Annotated in this window: 3 protein-coding genes; all 3 read left to right on the forward strand. The window is 65.4% G+C overall.

Going from position 1 to position 2,865, the window contains the following annotated elements; genetic code table 11:
- On the forward strand, positions 1-665 hold a 665-nt coding region (locus tag F0Q45_RS25205), incomplete at its 5' end, for a hypothetical protein (protein ID WP_373425090.1).
- 16 nt (positions 666-681) lie between these two features.
- Positions 682-1,572, forward strand: a complete 891-nt coding sequence (locus F0Q45_RS25210) for a formylglycine-generating enzyme family protein (RefSeq protein WP_149656476.1) — start codon at positions 682-684, stop codon at positions 1,570-1,572.
- Between the two features lie 95 nt (positions 1,573-1,667).
- On the forward strand, positions 1,668-2,570 hold the full coding sequence (locus F0Q45_RS25215) for a DUF4436 domain-containing protein (protein ID WP_149656477.1): 903 nt from the start codon (positions 1,668-1,670) through the stop codon (positions 2,568-2,570).
- Positions 2,571-2,865 lie beyond the last annotated feature (295 nt).

Here is a 2,865-nt window from a genome sequence, read left to right on the forward strand (position 1 = left end):
CACGCCGCCCCGCGCCCCGGCTGGCCGCGGCCCGCGGCGCCGCGGGCCGCGGCGGCCGGGGGGGGTGGGTGGGGGGGTGCGGGGAGCGCGGCGGAGGGTCGGGGACACCCCGTTCCGGTCCCGATCCAGCGACGCCGGTGCCCGGTATCGTGGCAACCCAGCCGGAAAGCATTCCACCTGACACGGTCGCCTGTACCCCGTCGCTCACGGGCGAAGGCCAAGCGACCTTAGCCAGCGTTTCCGACCCGGCCGCACCGAGGATCACCATGAGCGTGCCGGAGGGCTGGAGTTCGGCCCTCGGTAGCGGTGATACCGCGCTGACTTTGAATGGACCCAAAGGCATGTCGGCGAAGGTAAGCATCGTCGCAACAAACCTGCGGCCCGACAGCGCTTTCCTGACCTATACCGCCAATCTGGGCGGTTCGATGCGGCGCCTCAATTTCTCCGTTACCGGTGTGCCCTTCTGCGGCTACAGCAGCCAGCTGCTGACCGGCACCCTGCAGGGCACCTCCGGCGCGATCGAATTCGCTGACCGCATCACTCACATCTGGACGAACACCAAGAACTACCTGGTGGCCATCCATCTGGAAGGCCCGGCGGCGGTATCCGGATTCCGCGCCGCCAAAGCCGCATTGATGCAAAACTTCGCCATTCTCATACCCTGAGTCATACCCTGAAGCCGTGCTAACAGAGCTGGTTGAGCTGCCGGGCGGATCGTTTCGCATGGGGTCGACGAGCTTCTACCCCGAAGAAGCGCCGATTCATACGGTGACCGTGCGCGCCTTCGCGCTGGAGCGCCACCCGGTGACCAATGCGCAGTTCGCCGAATTCGTCGCTGCCACCGGCTATGTGACGGTCGCAGAGCAACCGCTTGACCCCGCACTCTATCCCGACGCCAACCCGCAGGACCTCTGCCCGGGTGCGATGGTGTTTCGTCCCACCACGGGCCCGGTCGACCTCCGCGACTGGCGGCAGTGGTGGCATTGGGCTCCTGGTGCGAGCTGGCACCATCCGTTCGGCCCGGACAGCGACGTTGCCGGCAAAGCCGATCATCCCGTGGTGCAGGTGGCCTATCCCGACGCCGCGGCCTACGCACGCTGGGCTGGGCGGCGCCTGCCCACCGAGGCCCAATGGGAGTACGCGGCCCGAGCCGGCAGCACCACGAGGTATGCCTGGGGTGAGGAGGCCAATCCCGGGGGACAGCTGATGGCCAATACCTGGCAAGGCAAATTCCCCTACCGGAACGACGGCGCGCTGGGCTGGGTCGGCACCTCGCCCGTTGGCGCGTTCCCGCCCAACAACTTCGGGCTCCTCGACATGATCGGAAATGTCTGGGAATGGACCACCACCAAATACTCCGCACACCACCGCACGGCTGAGCCCCCCACGGCGTGCTGCGCACCGGTCGGACCCGCTGACCCCACCATCAGCCAGACCCTCAAGGGCGGCTCGCATCTGTGCGCGCCCGAGTATTGCCACCGCCACCGACCGGCCGCACGCTCGCCGCAATCGCAGGACACGGCGACCACCCACATCGGGTTTCGCTGCGTGACAGAATTGCCTTCACGCTAAGGAAATCGCTGGTCTCTGGCTCGGCGCGTTGCCCCCTGATTGCCGGGCCGGCTCATTAGCATCTGCCTCGTGTTGCGCATGAACAGCCGCTCGTTGTGACACATCAGGCTGCGGAGCCGGCGGTGCCGACGCCGGCCAAGTCGCGCGGAGCGCGCCTCACCATCGGTGTGCTTGTGGTCCTCGGCGTCATCGTCGTTTACGCGCTGTCACTGTTCGGCGTGAACTGGCTGGCCACCTCAGTCCCCCCGTTGCCGGAACCGGACCTGGGCACCACAGAGGACACCGTAGTGCAGGTCCGGGTCGAGAAGCTGGAGCCGGTCGCAAACCGCCTTACGGTGAATGTGCTTGTGATTCCCGAGGATTCGAAGTTTGACAAACGCCTCGACGTGCTGACCCAAGACCTTGCGGTGCGGCTGTATCCAGAGAACGACCTCGGCGACCTGCAGTACCCGGTGGGCAAATCGCTGGCGCAAGTCAGCACTCAGATCGAGGCGGAGGGTGATCCGGCCAACTGGCCGTTCGACTCCTACACCACGGGCGTGATTTCTGCTGACGTGATCGTCGGAATGGGCGATAGCCGATATAAGGAACCCGCCCGCATCGAGGTGATCGGCTCGGTGGACGGCTGGGACGTCAGCCTGCAGCGCGTAGGCGAGTCTAGCCAGTCCACAAACCGCCCAGACAACGTGATCATCACCCTGCACCGGGCTAGGGGCACGCTGATCTTCGACCTGGGAATCATTCTGGTCCTGGTCAGCTTGCCCACCTTGGCGCTGTGGGTGTCTATTCCGATGGTGCTGGGCAGGAAGAAGTTCCTGCCACCGTTTGTGTCGTGGTTCGCTGCGATGCTCTTCGCCGTGGTCCCGTTGCGAAACATCCTTCCCGGTAACCCACCGCCGGGTGCCTTGATTGACCAAGCCATCACGCTATGGGTGTTGATTGCCTTGATCGTGGCGATGACCCTGTTCATCGTCGCCTATCGCCGGCAATCGGACTGACCGGAACTTCTTGGGCACAAGCCCCGGGCTCTAACCCGCGGCTTAGCCAGTCCCTCTTGTCAGCGGGCGTGGCCCGGCGCCCACAGTGGATCCGTATGTCGATCTGAAGGGGTCGGTGCTGCACTCTCCACCCGAGGTGCCGCTAGATCACCGCTTGCGCGCTTGCACGGAGCGCAAGGGCTGAGTGAGGTGGCGTGGCGGATCTGATCGCCGCCGCCCCGAAACTATTGAGCTGTGGCTGCGGGGGGAGAAGGTGCCCTCTCGGGACCCGACCCGGTGAACCGACGCAACGAGG

The organism is Mycobacterium simiae, from assembly GCF_008370645.1.
Taxonomy (GTDB): Bacteria; Actinomycetota; Actinomycetes; order Mycobacteriales; family Mycobacteriaceae; genus Mycobacterium; species Mycobacterium simiae_A.